This is a genomic window from Paenibacillus phytorum (assembly GCF_013141715.1).
GTDB classification, from domain to species: domain Bacteria; phylum Bacillota; class Bacilli; order Paenibacillales; family NBRC-103111; genus Paenibacillus_E; species Paenibacillus_E phytorum.
Map to the genome: position 1 here is coordinate 76,204 of NZ_WHOA01000091.1, position 16,350 is coordinate 92,553.

Here is a 16,350-nt window from a genome sequence, read left to right on the forward strand (position 1 = left end):
TTTCCCACTAAGATTGATTTTATAGTTTAAGCCAATTGAAGTCTACTTATTAAGTCGTTTTTAACGAAACTTTCCGTCAACCTGCAACATTCTGGATACCCCCTTCGTTTAGAAGACAGACTATCAAACACAACTTACATACAGGAAGGAATTACAACCATGAATCGTACGATGAAAAAGAGCTTAGCTATCCTATCCTTATCCGCCATGATGACGACGGGCGCAGCCTATGCTGCAACGAACGAAACTGTCCAAACGACTACTATTATGCCTGTCACTACACAAGCTGCTTCAGAGGCTATTTCCGTTCAAGTCAATGGAGGAGCCCTTTCCGAGAAAGGTTATTTGAAAGCTGCTGCAACTGAACCAATGCTGCCACTTCGAGCTGTAACGGAGAGCCTGGGCTTCAAACTCACTTGGAATCAAGAAACGCTTTCCGTTGATTTGTTGAAAGGCAATGTATTTACAACCGTCAAGACTGGCGAAGATCGCTATGCAATTAATAAAATGTTCACAACGCTTGGTACGGCGCCTGAATTGGTCGATAACAAGCTTTACGTGCCTGCTTCCTTTGTCAGCAAAGTGCTGCACGGATCTATCACAACGGAAGGAGCTTCGGTTTCTATCGCGATGAAAGAGGATGTTAAGAAAGTTCAAACGACTGGCGTAATCACTTCAATTCGACCTATCCGTGATTATACAGCGATTCAGATTCAAGGAATTGGCACCGAGGGGATGGTCCTCAATGTGAACAAAGATACGGAATATCAAATGTTGGATGGCACGAAGCTTAGCCTTTCCGATCTTCATGTTGGTTTAACAGTTACTGCTGAGCATTCTATGGCTGCAACCCTCAGCTTGCCGCCACAAACGTCAACTTCCAAGATTACAGTTTTGGACACGAAAAGAGAGGCAAACAGCCTCGGTACAGCTGGCGTGGTTGAAGAAGTCCGCACCGATGATAAGGGTAATATGAGTGTCCTTATTAAAGGTACGGGTTTAACGGAAACTACTCCGAGTGAGGTTGTTCTACACATTGGAGACGAGACTGCTATCGTCGATAAAAACGGCGACAAAGTGGAGAAATCCGCTCTTGTTAAAGGCGCGAATGTCATCGGATTTTATGGACCAGCATTGACGAAAAGCCTTCCTCCTATCGGTCAAGCATGGAAAATCGTTGTAGGTGTTAAACAAGAATAGGTTTTACTTTAAAATATCGAAGAAACCTTCCATCTTTGGAGGGTTTTTTTGCTCATTTGTAAAGTATCTACACTGTCCAAATGCTCTGTTTTTTGATACAATAACTGAAAATTCAATCGTAAGGGGACTCATATGGAATACATTAGCACTCGCGGAAAAGTAGAACCCATCGGCTTCATCGACGCCATCTTGATGGGATTGGCAGACGACGGCGGTTTACTTGTTCCTAAGCATATCCCACAATTATCGGCAGACACGCTTCAGAAGTGGCAAAAGCTCTCCTACTCGGAGTTGGCTCTTGAAATTTTCTCACTATATGTGAATAACGAAATCCCGCGCGATGAGCTGAAGCAGCTCGTTGACGATAGCTATGCAACCTTCCGGGATGACGCCGTGACACCTGTCAAACGTCTGAACGACGGCACGTATGTGCTGGAATTGTTCCACGGACCTACTTTTGCTTTCAAAGACATCGCTCTGCAGTTCTTGGGTAATCTCTACTCGTACGTTTCTCGTAAAACGAATTCAATTATCCATATTCTTGGAGCCACTTCAGGGGATACAGGAGCTTCAGCGATTGAAGGTGTGCGCGGCAAAGAAGGCATCCGGATCTGTATTCTTCACCCCCACGGGAAGGTCAGCAAGGTTCAAGAGCTGCAGATGACCACGGTTGATGATGCGAACGTGCTGAATCTTTCCGTTGATGGCACTTTCGACGACTGCCAGCGCATTATCAAAGAGCTGTTCGCCGACGTCGAGTTCAAGCACCGCTACCATTTGCGTGCGATTAACTCCATCAATATTGCCCGCATTTTAGCGCAAACCGTGTATTATTTCTATGCTTATTTCCAAGTAGTGAACAGCAATCCGGCTGAAAAGGTTACTTTCAGTGTGCCGACCGGTAACTTCGGCGATATCTTTGCTGGCTATTTGGCTCAGAAAATGGGGCTTCCTATTCATAAACTCATTCTCGCCACGAACGAGAACAATATCCTTGAGCGCTTCGTCAAGGAAGGTGTCTACCAGCCTGGTGCGTTCCGCGGCACATACAGTCCTTCCATGGACATTCAAGTAGCTAGTAACTTCGAGCGTTACTTGTTCTACCTCTATGGCGAAGACGCGCAAGCAGTCTCGGCTATCATGGATCAATTCAAGGCTGAAGGCCGTATTGTTATCGCTGCTGACAAGCTGCAAGCCGTGCAATCTGACTTCGCTGCATATGGCGTGCAGAACGAAGAGTGCCTCGACACAATCAGCGAGTACTATGAGAAATACGCGTATTTGCTAGATCCGCATACAGCTTGCGGAGTAGCTGCTGCTGACAAGCTCGCTGTAGACGGTGAAGTGACGGTTGCCCTTTCGACCGCTCATCCAGCTAAATTCGATGAGTCGATCCGTTTGCGCAGCATTGAGCAGACTTATCCGCAGCAAATTCAAGCGCTATTCGATAAGCCGCAATTCCAAACGATCGTTGGTGGTACGAACGACGAGATCAAGGATCAACTCGTTAAGTTTTTCTAATGATGTGAAGAAGCCCCGAAGACAATTGTCTTCGAGGCTTTTTTTATCCCTATTTCTTAAACTGTTTAGGAAATTGTTTAATGATCCCGTCCGAAAGAAAATCGGCCAGCATAAAAATATGGTCCTCGTATTGTTCGAACGTAGCTATGTCCGCTTCCCAATCCTTTTTGTGCCTAGCTAACACATTGTTTGTGAGCAATTGCAAGTGCCCATACATTAGATCTTGCGCGGTTTTCATGGGCCAATTCGGGTTCGCTTTGCTGAGAAATGCGGCGATATCATCGGCATTCCGATACCACTCTTTGTTGTACTTCTCGAAATCAGCTGAATTACCGCTTTTGACTGCGGCTATCACTTTGCTTGCAAGAACGATATGCTCAGTTAACAGGTCACCTAGTTGATTACCAGCGGCCTCTCCGTAATACGGTTTTATCGCATTTCCGATGTCCTTCTGATTCTTGAGCAGTCTAGCCAGCACCTTTTCTTGATCTTCTAAGCCAGCAAGGGCGCTTACAAGGTAGCTTCTGGTCCAAAAAACATGATCGATCCACAACTTTCTTAAATCGCCTTTCAGCTTTACCATTGATTGGCTGTAGCAATGCATTTTTACGACGGCGTGTTCATCCACCACCTTAGCCTCAGCTCTGAGCGGAATAACACTTAAAGCAATGGACATGGAAAGCAACGTTACCTTTAGAAACTTGCCTTGCATCAACATCTCTCCTTTTGGCATAAATGGGTATACAGTCCGTTTATTGTGTGCTTGTGGACTATTTTCATTCATGAAAAGAGATTGATTGTTACCCCAGTAAAAATCAGTCCTCCGACCGATACCCATCCTCCCCCTGGTAGGAAGACACTTTTCCCTTGTCATGATATCCTTAAAGTAATTGAGAATGGATAATAACGTTTAGGAGTGAGCATGTTGAATATGAATCGCAGCGCCTTTCTTGGCCCAATATTGATTATTTTAGGTATTTTTATGTTTCTAAAAGGTGATAGTACGTTTAATACCGGTACCATTTTTGAGTATTTCTGGCCAACCTTGTTTGTCATACCCGTGGGCGTGTTTTTCCACTGGTTATACTTCTTCATCCTGCAGCGGCGGGGTGTCGGCGTGCTTGTCCCAGGAGGGATTATGTTAACGACAGGCATCATCTGCCAAATCTCCATGCTGTTCGATATCTGGCACCTTATGTGGCCAGGATTCATGCTGGCTGTTGCCGTCGGTCTATTCGAACTGTATTGGTTCGGAGGACGAAATAAATGGTTGCTCATCCCGATTAACATTCTAACCGTCATGTCCCTATTGTTCTTCGCCATTTTCTCCATTGGCTCCATTTTCAGCAAATTTTTCCACAACCAACCGATAATTGCTATCGTTCTCATCATAGTAGGCGGTTTGATGATGCTTACGCGTAATCGGAAATCAATGTAATCCTATCAAGAGACGGATTACACTGCTGAGTAAGAAGATGAAAAGGAGCCTCATGAATGTCTCATGGGCTTCTCTTTATTTATACCTTTACAACGAATTGATAGGCGCCCGACTGGCTGCCATCCGCATTGCTTTTAATATCCATCAGCAGTGCCTTGTTGTAGATGCCATCCTTCGCATTGCCCGCTTCATTCGGGAAGAAAAGCTGACTCGTCAGCACCTGACCATTCGGCGCCTGCACCTTCACATGAATATGGCGCGTTCGCCCTGGGTACAAGCCCGGCACAATCGTTTCCAACGTAAACTTGCCTTTATCGTCTGTATATTGATGCCCCCGAAGGGTGAAGCCTTTGTTGTCATATTGACCGTCGGCATCTGCCTGCCAGAAGTCCAATAACGCATGCGCAACCGGTGTACAGGTCGTGGATACAACGTAGCCTACAAGCGTAAGCTTCGTCCCCTTCATCCCTTGCTCTAGCAGCGAACTTTTCTCAGGCGAGTTAGGTGTAAAATACGGACCTTCGGTGACAGCTGGCGTCATCTCCTCTGGGGATCCGCACGCAGGTGTTGGCTCCAGATTCGCAGCTTTCGGTGATTCGCTAGCTGTCGCTTGATTACCTTCAGGCTGAGTCGTTGCACCGCCGCCCAAATTGATTCCGCAGGCTGCTAACGCCGCACTGGTGACCATTAGAACACTGGATACCAAAAACCGACGACGCGTTATTTTCGCACTCGAAGATTTCGGCTCATTTTGCTTCTCTTCCATTGTCGTCCCCCCATTTCAGCCTCTTGTACGAATAGAATAGCATGGAACTGGGGGAAATTCCCTGAAATTTAGCCGAAGATAGGCTTAAAGTCTGCTGAAAATAGGCGCAGAATAATCAAAAAAATGCAGTTCCTAAACTATTTTGAAACAAAAGGATTCCCTTCGACCCAGAACCGCCACGGGTACTCTCTGGCCTCCCCACTATTGTCGATGCCAATTCTCGGTCCAGCAGCAGCGGATTCTACTGTTTTTCCTTCCGCAATGTAAAGTGGACGCTCAAAGAAAGGTCTTCCATAATCCTCTTTTACAATGCCAAGGGCTTTTGTTAATTTGCCGGGACCGTTAGTGAGCTCCTTTAGCTTTTTATCGTGGCCGCGGCGATCATACATGAGTTCAATTCCTATGCAGGGCTCCACAGCACGAATTAAGACAGCCTCTGGATGATCAGGCTTCCCGCTTACTATGTTCACTAAACAATGGGTATGCATCACGTAGGTATAGACATAGCCCGGAGGGCCAAACATGATTTCCGTTCTCGGTGTCCTGCGATTGCCAAAGCTATGAGCGGCACGGTCCCCGGGACCTATGTAGGCTTCTGTTTCTACAATCCAGCCTGCGGCTATGCCTAATTCAGTTTCTTTCACAAGCAATTTGCCAAGCAGTGAGCGAGCCAAGATCAGTGTGGGTTGCTCAAAAAATGCAGCAGCTACGGGTCGGGAAGACAGAACATTCATCTCCATTCTTTCATGAAATCAGTTCTTCGTCTTACAGCAAAAGAAACCCAATCAGCCGCAGCTAATGGGTTCCAATTTATTTATCCTACAACCAAACTATCCTGACCCAAGTTATCCCCTGTGGATTGTTTGATCTGTTTACTTCTTAATTGTCCACAAGCGGCATCAATATCCGTTCCATGCTCAAGGCGAACACTGCAGCTAATGCCCTGCTTTTTCAACGTATCATAGAATGCCCGCACGGATTCCCGCTCACTCCGTTGATATTGACTGTGCTCATCCACAGGATTGTAAGGAATCAAGTTCACATTGGCAAGGTGGCGAATATGCTGAATGAGCTCTGCTAATTGCAGCGCATGCTCTCTACCGTCGTTAACATCCTTCAGCAGAATGTACTCCAATGTAATTCTTCGGTTCGTTTTCTCCAAATAATACTCAATCGCCTGCATTAATTTCTCGATCGGAATCGCTTTGTTTATTTTCATGATCCGGGTACGAAGCTCGTTTGTCGGGGCATGCAGAGAAATCGCCAGATTTACCTTCAAATCCGAGTCCGCGAATTCGATAATTTTATTAGCAAGACCACTAGTTGATACCGTAATATGTCTAGCGGCAATGTCTAGGCCTTTTTGATCTTTCACAACGCGGATGAAATCAACCATATTTTCAAAATTATCAAATGGCTCGCCAATGCCCATCACAACAATGTGGCTGACACGTTCGTCTTTGCCCGCTTTGTCTAAATGAAACTGAACCTTCATAATTTGTTCCACGACTTCGGCGCTGGATAGATCACGACTTTTGGCCAAAAGCCCGCTCGCACAGAAGCTGCACCCAATGTTACAGCCGACCTGCGTCGTGACACACACGGACAACCCGAATTTATGTCTCATCAACACGGTTTCGATCAAATTACCATCCTGCAGCTTGAAAAGGAACTTCATCGTGCCGTCGGCTGATTCTTGCCTCGTATGTTCAGTCAACGTCTGAATGACGAAATGCTCTTCCAGACTCTGAATACAATCCTGCTTCACATCCGTCATCTCTGAGAAGTCGGTCACCCGCTTCCGATATAGCCAATCCCAGACTTGTAATGCCCGCGATTTTTTATGTCCATTTTCCTCAAGCCATGCAATCAATTGATCCAACGTTAATCCATAGATGGATTCTTTATTCATCGTTATCCTCTTTTCAAGACTTTCACATACAGTCCTATTCTACTAAGCAGCTGAAGCGTACCATCTATTTATTATTGTGCCAAAAATCCTTCATGAACACAAGGGGAGTGAGAAGGCATACCCGTTCCTTTATCTACTCTTATGTCCATTTCGACAGCCACTCTATGAATACATCCATTCACATCCACAAATAATGTAACTAGTACGTCAAGGAGGCCAAAAAATGAACAATCAACGCGCGCAAGAGATTGCGGTTTCACCTGTCATGGTTGATGTCACTTATAATGGGACGCCAATCTACATCCAAAATGTCGATGAAAAGAATGAAACCGCCAGAATTTATCCTTTAGATCAACCGGAAAATGAGCAAAGCGTCCCTTTAAGCAGTCTAGTCGAGAGTTCTCAAATGCTTGCGATGGAAGATATTAACATGATATGCCCATTGCCCGAATGATTGAAAAGAAATAAAAAAAAGAGGATACCATCGCGGTATCCTCTTTACTAATGATATTGTGCACAGGTCTATGAAAATTTAATTATACCTACCGAATGCAAGAATACACAAACGATGAGTATGGGAACGACCACGCGCAGCAAGAACATCCAGGCTTTATACCAAAAACCCTTCAAACCCGCTTCTTCTCCAGCCTTTTTCCACGCGTATCCAGTAAACAAGGTAACGACTAACCCACCGAATGGCATCAGAATATAGGAGGTCATGAAGTCCATCCAATCAAAAATGCTTTTACCTCCAGGATGGAAATCCCCTAGCACACCTCCAACAGAAAGCCCTGAAGGAACACCTACTAAGAAGCAAAGGATGGATAAGATAACCGCTGATTTTTTTCGGCTCCACTGCCATTTGTGCATGGCATAAGCGACTGGAACTTCTAGGATAGAAATCGCTGAAGTCAACGCCGCAATGGCTAGCAGCAAGAAGAATAGACCACCAAAGAAGAAACCAAATGGCATTTGCGAGAACGCTGCAGGCAACGCCATGAACGCCAAACCTACGCCTTCACCAGGCTGAAGCCCGTAGGAGAACACCGTAGGGAAAATGACTAGACCCGCGATGAAAGCATAGACCAAATCACCGAAACCAATGGCGAGCGTCGCCATGCCGAGTGATTGTCTTTTTTCCACATAAGATCCATAGGTTAACATACAGCCCATCCCTAACGATAAGGAAAAGAAAGCATGTCCCAAAGCAACTAGCGCAGACTCCGCGTCCAGCTTGGAAAAGTCAGGTTTTAAGAAGAAGGATACCCCCGCTGCTGCTCCTGGGAGCGTAAGCGAACGGACCATAAGAATAAGTAGGATGATGAGAAAACCAGGAATCAGAATTTTGTTGAATTTCTCAATACCACCTGAAACCCCTTTGGCAAGAACCCCGCCCGTAAACACCATAACAACAGCCTGCCAGAAGATAGGCCAGTAGCCGGATGCGAACGATAGGAACTTGTTTTTATAGTCGGAGCCCTCTTGGAACAAGATGCCAGTAAACGACTCTACCGTATAATGGAGTGTCCATCCCGCGACTACCGCGTAGTAGGACATGATCATGAAAGCGGTAAGAATCGATAATAACCCGAATGCTCCCCAGTATTTTTTGCCCGTCAGATTAAAGAAAGATACCGATGCGTTACCTCTACCACCGCGGCCAATCGTCATTTCTGCAAGCAAAATAGGTAAGCCTACAATAATTAAACAAATGATGAACAACAGGAAAAAAGCGGCACCGCCATGTTTACCTGTAATGTAGGGAAACTTCCACATGTTGCCTAGCCCTACCGAGCTGCCGATCGCAGCCAAAATAAAACCTGTAGACGTAAACCGTTCAACCGTTCCCGTTTTCTTGCCTGATGCTTGTCCTGATGTCTGATCGTTACTCATGATGAATGATGAACTCCTAACGTTATTTGGATGCAATAATGTTACTGGAAAATCCTTCTCCCGTCACCTTGTAAAATTTCACAGAATTCGTTTATTCCTTATCAATCGTTTGATGGATACCATCTTCATAAAAATCAAAGACAAGCTGTTTTTTTGTACCTCTTGCCGCATAGAACACGTCTGATATCTGTTTTCCCTTGCGTTTTACTTCCTGTTCTAACCATTCCTTAGTCAGTCCGTTATTCTCCAGGTTTTTCTCCATCATTTGTCCATCCATAATTAATTCAACTGGAAAAACTTGGGGATTTGAATGAAGCTTCATATCCTTTTTCGTTACATATTGGTACTCGTCTTTTTTTAATACCGATACCTCGCCATTATCCTCAAGCACGGCATAGTCCACTTCTTCTATATTAAAAATACCATTCTCCCTTAAAGCTTGGTCTAATGAATCCAGGGTATATCTTACTTTTCTCATGTTATCTTCAAGAATTTTCCCGCCTTCCATAAGTACCGTTGGAGAACCTGATATCCAGTTCCTCATTTTGCGGTTCTTCAATGCAATGACGGATAACAAATAGGACGTAATGGCAATGACAATGAGCGCTAAAATCATATGCGTAAGATTTAATTTGTCATTGAATGCCAAGTTAGCTGCGATAGCCCCTAAAGTAATACCAGTCACAAAATCATGAAACGTCATATTGGATATCGTCTGTTTACCAAGTACTTTGGCTATAAACAGAAGCAGTAAAATAGCTAGAACGGCTCGAATCAGAATTTCCACGTAGGCATGCATACTTAAGTACCTCCTTTCCTGTCATTATCTCCTAAACGGAAAAGAAAAAACCAAGCACAGGTGAGGCTCGAGATTTATCGACAACCTCCGTATAATGAGAATTTTTCCCTTTTATATGTACAAAAAAAGCCTCTGTGCAATGGGAAGCATTACCCATGGCTGACAGAAGCTTGATTGGCTATACATTTTGCTTTACATAAGACTTACGTTTATTCCAAATTGGCGTGCCTGCCAAACATGGTCGTGGAGTCGAAACCTTTTTTCTCCATTAACCGCAGGATAACAGCGTCAAAGAACAGCAAAAGAGTTTGCTCAAATAGCGAGCCCATTGGTTGAATGGTGGAGTAATTGCTAGTCGACTTATCTTTAGGCGAGCCAGGAAGGTTAACGGCTATGTCCGCCAGCTTTCCGATCTTTGATTCAGGGAATATTGTCACCAACGCGACAGATGCTTGCAAGCTTTTGGCCTTCTCTGCCATCGATAGGAGGCTCTTAGTTTCCCCAGAACCTGATCCGATGATCAGCATGTCTTTTTCGGTGACATTCGGCGTGATCGACTCACCCACAACATAAGCATCAATGCCCATATGCATCAGCCTCATAGCGAAAGCTTTGGCCATCAAGCCTGATCGACCGGCACCAGCTACAAAAACCTTGTTGGACGCCATAATCCGCTCTACGAAACGATCAGCTTGCTCATCGTTCAACTGGTTGGCACCCTGCTGCAGTTCATGTAGGATTTCAGCTAAATACAGATTAGTTTCCATACGAGTTAAGATCCTTGTTTGATCAATTTCTGCATTTCAGCGGCTGCAGCTTGCTGGTCTTCTTGTCCGGTAATACCTCCGCCGACAATAACAAGATCAGGGTTCGCTTTGATAACTTCCGGAAGTGTACTTAATTTAATGCCTCCGGCAATCGCTGTTTTGGCCTGCTTCACAACACGTTTGATCGTCAGAAGATCTTCAAATGAATTTTTCCCGACAGCTTGAAGATCATATCCTGTATGCACACAGATATAATCTACGCCGAGAGCATCGATTTCTTGAGCACGCTGCTCAAGATTTTTCACAGAGATCATGTCAACTAGAATTTGTTTACCTTGTTTTCTAGCTTCTTCTACAGCACCTTTAATCGTCATGTCTTCTGAGGCACCTAATACGGTAACGATGTCAGCTCCTGCTTCGGATGCTTTCATGACTTCGTAACCAGCGGCGTCCATAATTTTAAGGTCAGCCAGAACTCTCAGATTGGGAAAAGCTTCTTTGATTTCTTTGACGGCGCGGAGCCCTTCATTAATGACAACCGGTGTGCCAATTTCAACGATGTCTATATATGCTTCCACTTCTTTCACCAATTTCTTGGCTTGTGGGATGTCGACAAGATCTAACGCTAATTGAAGTTCCATGGATGAGTCACTCCTCATGTAATTTTTGTTTTTGTTGTTCACGGGACCTATTGTACGACGATACTTTTCGAAAAGGAAGTACGCACTATTCAGTGACGTAGTACCCATTTTGAAACCATGGACCAAGGATAAACGACTCCGTCGTCCTTCAGGGACGAGCGCGTTTGTCAAGGTAGATGCGAAGCAAAAGTATAAAACTTATACTTTCTTATCTACGAAAAAAAAGAACCCTAACATGAAGTTAAAGGTCTCTATAACTTGGATTTTTTTGTAGTGTTTGAGCTTCAGTTAATCCGCTCTTGGTGGTTCTGCCCCCAATCAGCCATTACATTGAGCACTTCCTCCATGGTTCGGCCATATTGCGTTAAAGAATATTCGACTTTCGGAGGCACTTGAACGAAAACTTCCCGATGGATAATGCCGTCATCCTCTAATTCGCGTAGTTGTTGGGTTAACATTTTTTGCGTAATGTCAGGCATCCCTCTTTTTAACTCGCCAAAGCGTTTGACGCCGTCCATTAGATGACAAAGAATGACCAGCTTCCATTTGCCGCCAATAACTTTCAAGGTCATTTCTACCGAGTTCTTAAATAGTTGATCACCCATGATAACGACTCCTTTAGTATACTTTTTGATACTATAGTACTTAAAAGTAGGTACTTGCTTTTAGTTGCAATACCATTAATAATAAATGGCGTGACTGTCAGTTGCAAATAGGAACCCTTGTTAGGGTTGTCTTCATAAATAGAGCTTGAAGGAGAGATGACAATGGCCTTAGAGAATCAAACTGCGATAATTACGGGTGCCGGAAAAGGAATCGGCAAAGCTACCGCTATTGCCTTGGCTAAAGAGGGCGTTAATCTCGGATTGCTTGCACGTAACCGTGCCGACCTTGAGTCCCTTCAACAAGAATTGACAAGCGCATATCGTATTAAAGTGAGCATCGCTACAGCGGATGTATCTAAGAGAGCAGTAGCAGAGCGTGCAGTGGAAACGTTGATCGGAGAACTGGGTTCCCTCGATATTCTACTCAATAATGCCGGAGTGGCACAATTTGGCACGTTAGCCGATATGGATCCGGAACAATGGGAACAGGTCATCCGAACGAATCTGATGGGCACGTATTATGTAACTCGCGTCGCGCTCCCAACGATGTTGAAGCAAAATGGCGGAACTATCATTAACATCGCGTCAACCGCAGGAGAACGTGGCTTTGCGACCGGTTCTGCTTATTGCGCTTCGAAGCACGCTGTGCTCGGCTTAACGGAAGCACTTATGCAGGAAGTTCGCAAATCGAACATCCGTGTGACCGCGCTCACACCATCTACTGTGAACACAGACCTAGCAGTGAACGCTGGTCTTCCCATAGGCGATGAGGATCGCATGATGCAAGCGGAAGATGTAGCGGAGCTTATCCTGGCTGCACTGAAATTGCCACCACGCGTTTTCTTGAAAACAGCTGGAATTTGGACAACGAACCCACAATAACCGCCTATTTAGACAGGCGTATAAATATATCTTTGGAGGTTACTAATATGTCTCAGAAATTATTTGCTTCGTTTGATCTGAAAGGATTACACATAAATAATCGCATTGTCATGGCGCCAATGTGTCAATATTCGGTTACGGCCAAAGACGGAAAGCCAAATGAATGGCACTATGTTCACTATCTTAGCCGCGCTATTGGCGGTACAGGCCTCATTATCATGGAAATGACGGATGTTGACCCCGATGGCCGCATTACCGATTTCGACCTAGGCATTTGGTCAGATGATCATATACCGGCATTTGCCAAAATTATCGATGGTGTACACGCGCATAACGCTAAAATCGGGATTCAGATCGCTCATGCAGGACGCAAAGCAGAAGACGCGGCAGTCCCAGTTGCCCCATCTGCGATAAAGTTTCCAGGCTCAGCTTACAAAATGCCTCGTGCCCTTACAACCGAAGAGGTTCAAGACGTGGTTCAGAAATTCGGCGATGCAGCCCGCCGCGCTGTACAAGTTGGTGTGGATACGATCGAGCTTCATGGAGCGCACGGTTATTTGATCCATCAGTTCCAATCGCCTCTAACCAATAAAAGAGATGATATATACGGTCAGGACCTTGCCCGTTTCGGCGTAGAAGTTATTCAAGCCGTCAAAAAAGAAATGCCTGCTGACATGCCGCTCATCTTCCGCATTTCCGCAGTGGAGTATGCCGATGGTGGATATGATATTGATCATGCCATCGAGCTATCCAAAGCCTACCAAGCTGCAGGTGTAGATGCTTTTCATGTGAGTTCAGGCGGAGAAGGACCCGCTGGAGAGAGAAAACCAGGCAATTACCCGGGCTATCAGGTTCCGTTCGCACGTAAAATCCGCGAGGCGCTGAATGTACCCGTCATTGCTGTAGGTATGCTCGAAGATCCAGCGCTTGCTGAATCCGTTATCGGCAGTGAAGATGCAGACTTCGTAGCGATTGCCCGGGGAATGCTGCGTGATCCGTACTGGGCTACGCATGCAGCCATTACGCTTCGTAATGAACCGAATAATATTCCAGAACAATATGTTCGAGCTTACTAATATGGAGAGAGGAGCCTCCCCTAGTTATCTAAGGGTGGCTCCTTTCTGTTTTCTTCTGGTATTCTTCGAACTGACTTAGAGTAACACTCTGTTCTCAAGTATATTTTTCAAACAAATATGAGACTTCGAAGGACCAATTCGTACAAGTGAGTCTTGAAATTCGGCAAGCTCCTCTACCGAGGCCGTTTGTACCTTAATGAGATAATTAAATTCTCCGCTTATGCGAAATAAATCAGTTACTTCCCTTGCCCCTTCACAAAAATCAACCAACTCTTGGCAATGTTCTGTCTTTATTAGAATAAAAGAGGTCGTACCTCGATTCAGATCCCGCAAATTAAATACGGTACTATATTCGGAAATAATCTTCTTATCCTCCAGCTTTAGTATCCTATCTTTAACAGAGGGTTGGGACATGGAGATTTCTTTACTGATTTGAGAAATAGGCATTCGTGCATGATGTTGAAGTAATTGCATGATCTTTTTATCAATGTCATCGATTTGATGATCCATATCAAGCGTCCTCCTGATTCAACCTTATATAATAAGGTATTGTGTATGAATTAACTTAGGTATAGTAATAATTTTACAATATATAACTCGAATTTTGTATGTAATTTGATATTTTATATGACTATAATATGAATAAATTACATATTAGGAGTGATTTAGATGAGCGTGAAAGGCCTTGCGCATGTGGCGATACAAGCCAAAGATTATCAAGCTACCCTTACATTCTATACACAAGTCTTAGGGTTTAAAGTAGGTCATCATTGGAGTCTGCCTTCTTTCCAAATCAAAGAAGCGGCCATGCTGATTTCACCTGACCAAAGAACCTGTATTGAAATCTTTGATAACGAAGCGGCCATCCCCGCTCAAGGAAAAAAAGCCCTGTTGGAGGAAGATATTGCACACGGAGCGTTATTACATTTCGCCTTTTACGTGGATAATGTAGAGGAAGTGTACCAAAAAGCCCTTGCTCATGGAGCAAAGACCTTTATCGAACCAGATGAACTGTCACTTGGCGAACCACCCCTTGTGGTGAGAAATGCCTTGGTGCACAGTCCAAACGGAGAAGTTATCGAATTTATTGAAGATGTCGATTTTGATATGTCCAGCTAAAGCTCTCGAAGGTAAATTTGGCCTGATCTCCTCTGAATATTTCAGTAATTGCCAAGGTGACAGGTTTATCTGGTGTTGGCTTCACGGCTTTTAGACGGAATTGCCTATGCCTTTTTCGCAAGCGCATCCGTTGAAATGGTGAAGAGTTATTCCAAAGACGAGACGCAGGCTACCTTCCAAACGGTTTTCGCGGCGATCACCACAGGATTAGGCGGGATTATTGGCGGTGCCTTTGGAGGTATCTTCATTGACCATATGGGCGCACCTTCCCTTTATTTTATATTGTTTGTGCTGTGCTTGACGGCAGCCATTTTATTCATTATTTCTAATAAAATGTCCAATCGCCCGACAAAAAAACGCACCTCTCTACATATTTTTTAAAAGAAATGTCTTGATTATAAGCTTAGAAAACTAAATAATATGAAAAAGGTCTTATTGATCGGCATGACTTGATTACGATTGGAGATTTAGTTTACACGACAGAAAGGTTGACATTGACATCATGGAGTTATCACACCGCATTACCAAGGAACAATCAATCAAAGAACCGTTCCCCATCTCTATACTTTCTCTTACCGTTGGTGCCTTTGCCATTGGAATGACTGAATTTGTCATCATGGGTCTTCTGCCTAATGTCGCCAATGATTTGCATGTCAGCATCTCATCCGCAGGACAACTCATTACGATGTATGCCCTCGGGGTAGCTATCGGTGCGCCAATCATGACGGTTCTCACCCACCGAATTCCGCAAAAGAAACTGTTATGTCTGCTTATGGTTTTATTCATTCTCGGTAACGGAATCTCTGTTTTCGCTCCAAGCTATGCCATTCTGATGGGAGCCCGTATGATAACTGCACTCACACACGGGACATTCTTTGGCGTTGGAGCTGTTATCGCCTCCAATCTTGTACGTCCGGACAAGCGTGCCGGGGCCGTATCTATGATGATGGCCGGTCTAACCATTGCCAATATTATCGGTGTTCCTCTGGGGACATTCATCGGTCAACATATGGGGTGGCGATCCTCATTTGGCGCGATAGCGATCATGGGAATCATTGCATTAATCGGCATTCTTATCTTTATACCGCAAATTCGGCATGACAAACCAGCGAGTATCGTTAAGCAAATTAGTGCTCTCGTCAAGCCCAAGCTTCTTCTATACCTGCTGATCGGAGCACTAGGCAATGCCGGGCTGTTCGCCGTATTTACTTATATTACGCCATTGCTTGTGCAAGTCACCGGTTTTGCTGAACATAGCGTAACTTGGATTCTAGTCCTCTTCGGCTGTGGAGTAACCATCGGCAATATCGTCGGCGGGAAGCTTGCGGACTGGAAGCTGATGCCCTCCATACTGGGACTTTACCTTTCGATATGTGTCCTTCTTACCCTTTTCACCTTTACCATTTATAGTCCGATCGCTGCCGTATTGACTATTTTTCTGTGGGGGAGCTGCTTCCTTCGCCGTGTTCCCTGGACTGCAAGTACGAATTATGAGCCTAGCACAGGCGGCGCCAGCACTTGCCTCTACCTCCAGTCATTCTGCCGGTAATCTAGGAAATGCAGCTGGTGCTTTCATTGGGGGATGGGTCATTGCACATCTGGCCATAACTGCCCTCCCTTGGGTCGGTGCCGTACTCGTAGGACTGGCGCTTATCTTAGGATTTGCTTGCTATCTCGCAGAACGTAAGCCCGCTAACGCGTAATCCTATAATGATACAAAAAAGAGGCTGA

The 16,350-nt window shown here is 44.9% G+C and carries 17 protein-coding genes and 2 pseudogenes; 9 read left to right on the plus strand and 10 right to left on the minus strand.

The genetic code is table 11. The annotated features are described in order from the left end of the window. The first annotated feature begins 171 nt into the window (after positions 1–171). On the plus strand, positions 172–1,200 hold the full coding sequence (locus tag GC098_RS13270; protein WP_246358585.1) for a copper amine oxidase N-terminal domain-containing protein: 1,029 nt from the start codon (positions 172–174) through the stop codon (positions 1,198–1,200). Between the two features lie 132 nt (positions 1,201–1,332). Continuing rightward, positions 1,333–2,721, plus strand: coding sequence for a threonine synthase (thrC, locus tag GC098_RS13275; protein ID WP_171643625.1), 1,389 nt, complete (start codon positions 1,333–1,335; stop codon positions 2,719–2,721). Positions 2,722–2,770: 49 nt separating this feature from the next. Here thrC and GC098_RS13280 read toward each other — a convergent pair whose 3' ends face one another. Next, positions 2,771–3,433 (minus strand): glycosyltransferase, encoded by a 663-nt coding sequence (locus GC098_RS13280; RefSeq protein ID WP_171643626.1) that lies wholly within the window; start codon positions 3,431–3,433, stop codon positions 2,771–2,773. Between the two features lie 219 nt (positions 3,434–3,652). Here GC098_RS13280 and GC098_RS13285 point away from each other — a divergent pair, with 219 nt between their 5' ends. Then, the gene (locus tag GC098_RS13285; protein WP_171643646.1) at positions 3,653–4,159 is read left to right on the plus strand and encodes a hypothetical protein; all 507 of its coding nucleotides are present in this window, start codon (positions 3,653–3,655) and stop codon (positions 4,157–4,159) included. A 79-nt stretch (positions 4,160–4,238) separates the two neighbouring features. Here the strand turns inward: GC098_RS13285 and GC098_RS13290 are convergent, their stop codons facing one another. The 3 genes from GC098_RS13290 to rlmN form a co-directional block, all read right to left on the minus strand. After that, the gene (locus GC098_RS13290; RefSeq protein WP_216625262.1) at positions 4,239–4,925 is read right to left on the minus strand and encodes a dioxygenase family protein; all 687 of its coding nucleotides are present in this window, start codon (positions 4,923–4,925) and stop codon (positions 4,239–4,241) included. A gap of 137 nt (positions 4,926–5,062) precedes the next feature. After that, the gene (locus GC098_RS13295; RefSeq protein WP_246358586.1) at positions 5,063–5,665 is read right to left on the minus strand and encodes a DNA-3-methyladenine glycosylase; all 603 of its coding nucleotides are present in this window, start codon (positions 5,663–5,665) and stop codon (positions 5,063–5,065) included. Positions 5,666–5,739: 74 nt separating this feature from the next. After that, a complete protein-coding gene (rlmN, locus tag GC098_RS13300; protein ID WP_171643627.1) occupies positions 5,740–6,837 on the minus strand; it encodes a dual-specificity RNA methyltransferase RlmN in 1,098 nt (365 codons plus the stop codon). A 223-nt stretch (positions 6,838–7,060) separates the two neighbouring features. Between rlmN and GC098_RS13305 the strand changes: the two are divergent. Further along, positions 7,061–7,234: pseudogene (locus GC098_RS13305) on the plus strand (small acid-soluble spore protein H); the annotation flags it as partial. 125 nt (positions 7,235–7,359) lie between these two features. On the opposite strand, the gene GC098_RS13310 reads toward GC098_RS13305, so the two are convergent. The 5 genes from GC098_RS13310 to GC098_RS13330 all read right to left on the minus strand — a co-directional run bounded on the left by GC098_RS13310 (position 7,360) and on the right by GC098_RS13330 (position 11,542). Then, a complete protein-coding gene (locus GC098_RS13310; RefSeq protein ID WP_171643629.1) occupies positions 7,360–8,730 on the minus strand; it encodes a sodium-dependent transporter in 1,371 nt (456 codons plus the stop codon). Positions 8,731–8,821: 91 nt separating this feature from the next. Continuing rightward, a complete protein-coding gene (locus GC098_RS13315; RefSeq protein WP_171643630.1) occupies positions 8,822–9,529 on the minus strand; it encodes a DUF421 domain-containing protein in 708 nt (235 codons plus the stop codon). Between the two features lie 209 nt (positions 9,530–9,738). After that, entirely contained in the window at positions 9,739–10,296 is a 558-nt protein-coding gene (gene hxlB, locus GC098_RS13320) for a 6-phospho-3-hexuloisomerase (RefSeq protein ID WP_171643631.1), read from the minus strand. A gap of 5 nt (positions 10,297–10,301) precedes the next feature. Beyond that, positions 10,302–10,937, minus strand: coding sequence for a 3-hexulose-6-phosphate synthase (gene hxlA / locus GC098_RS13325; RefSeq protein ID WP_171643632.1), 636 nt, complete (start codon positions 10,935–10,937; stop codon positions 10,302–10,304). A gap of 284 nt (positions 10,938–11,221) precedes the next feature. Further along, positions 11,222–11,542 carry a winged helix-turn-helix transcriptional regulator gene (locus GC098_RS13330; protein WP_171643633.1) on the minus strand — a complete coding sequence of 107 codons (321 nt, stop codon included), beginning with the start codon at positions 11,540–11,542 and terminating at the stop codon, positions 11,222–11,224. Between the two features lie 162 nt (positions 11,543–11,704). On the opposite strand from GC098_RS13330, the gene GC098_RS13335 reads away from it, so the two are divergent. Both GC098_RS13335 and GC098_RS13340 read left to right on the plus strand, forming a co-directional pair. Next, positions 11,705–12,424 carry a 3-ketoacyl-ACP reductase gene (locus GC098_RS13335; RefSeq protein WP_171643634.1) on the plus strand — a complete coding sequence of 240 codons (720 nt, stop codon included), beginning with the start codon at positions 11,705–11,707 and terminating at the stop codon, positions 12,422–12,424. A 47-nt stretch (positions 12,425–12,471) separates the two neighbouring features. Next, on the plus strand, positions 12,472–13,500 hold the full coding sequence (locus tag GC098_RS13340; protein ID WP_171643635.1) for an NADH:flavin oxidoreductase/NADH oxidase: 1,029 nt from the start codon (positions 12,472–12,474) through the stop codon (positions 13,498–13,500). A gap of 75 nt (positions 13,501–13,575) precedes the next feature. On the opposite strand, the gene GC098_RS13345 is transcribed toward GC098_RS13340, so the two are convergent. Next, on the minus strand, positions 13,576–14,010 hold the full coding sequence (locus GC098_RS13345; protein ID WP_171643636.1) for an Lrp/AsnC family transcriptional regulator: 435 nt from the start codon (positions 14,008–14,010) through the stop codon (positions 13,576–13,578). Between the two features lie 159 nt (positions 14,011–14,169). Between GC098_RS13345 and GC098_RS13350 the strand changes: the two genes are divergently transcribed. The 3 genes and pseudogenes from GC098_RS13350 to GC098_RS13360 all read left to right on the plus strand — a co-directional run bounded on the left by GC098_RS13350 (position 14,170) and on the right by GC098_RS13360 (position 16,322). Continuing rightward, complete coding sequence (locus GC098_RS13350; protein WP_171643637.1) at positions 14,170–14,619, plus strand: VOC family protein; 450 nt, start codon at positions 14,170–14,172, stop codon at positions 14,617–14,619. 75 nt (positions 14,620–14,694) lie between these two features. Then, the gene (locus GC098_RS13355; protein WP_171643638.1) at positions 14,695–15,000 is read left to right on the plus strand and encodes an MFS transporter; all 306 of its coding nucleotides are present in this window, start codon (positions 14,695–14,697) and stop codon (positions 14,998–15,000) included. Positions 15,001–15,121: 121 nt separating this feature from the next. Then, positions 15,122–16,322 (plus strand): annotated as a pseudogene (locus GC098_RS13360) (MFS transporter). Positions 16,323–16,350 lie beyond the last annotated feature (28 nt).